This is a genomic window from Massilia sp. MS-15, assembly GCF_020176695.1.
Lineage (GTDB): Bacteria > Pseudomonadota > Gammaproteobacteria > Burkholderiales > Burkholderiaceae_D > Telluria > Telluria hydrophila.
Genome location: NZ_JAIWIA010000063.1, coordinates 1 through 826 on the forward strand (window position 1 = coordinate 1; position 826 = coordinate 826).

Annotated in this window: 1 pseudogene; it reads left to right on the plus strand. The window is 48.9% G+C overall.

The annotated features are described in order from the left end of the window. Window positions 1–643: 643 nt before the first annotated feature. A pseudogene (locus LCI23_RS19410) lies at window positions 644–826 on the plus strand (hypothetical protein); the annotation flags it as partial.

Consider the following 826-nt stretch of genomic DNA (forward strand, 5'->3'; position numbering starts at 1 on the left):
TTGCTCAACAAAACCTATCAAAAGCCGCGATTTTTTGGATCAATGATGAAACAAAAAGACCAGAAGGTTGGCGGTTGGCAAACGAGGTGGAACGCAGCACGTCATAATCTGCTCAACGGTCGCTGCTGCGGGTGCTGCAACGCTCTTACTATTTTTCACTATTCAGTTCCCGTGAATTTCCTAAGGATTTTTATGGAACAGCTATCTTGTAGTGCGTCAAAAAATGATCACCCTAAGTGGGAGATTCGCAGATCTGGTGCGATGGAAGACGCTCCCTTCAACATTGGGCGGTGGTAGAGCATATATTCAGCGGTTTAAAGACGCTTGGGTTACGCAGAACAAGAACGCAATCAGGGCAGCCGCGACCCGTGAGGGCTTCCCTCCCGAGCTGCTCGCGGGCGTATGTTGGATTGAAGTAGGGGGTGATCCAAACTCTATCGATCGTATTGCCTTTGAAGTAAGGGCTTTTGACTGGAGCGCCCCCCTCTAGTAGATAAGCAGACTGTTACTATCCTGCCAACAAAAAACATCCTTCGGTTCTGTTAGCATGCAGCTTCGAACTGCAGCCCATACATTGGGGATCAATCCGGCCAAAATGTCGTCGGCGTAACTGCGCCAGCTGGCAAATTGTCTTCGGCAGGACGTGTTTAATATCAATACTGTAGCTCGTCATCTAAGGCAACTCATCGACCACGACAAGCTGCAGAAGACGCGTCCGCTTCTTGGCATGGAGCAGGTGCGTATCGTTGGCGCGCGCTATAACCGCGGCATATCGCTCTCACTTGACCAAATCAAGAAGAATATGAGTTATGGAAATTTTATTATG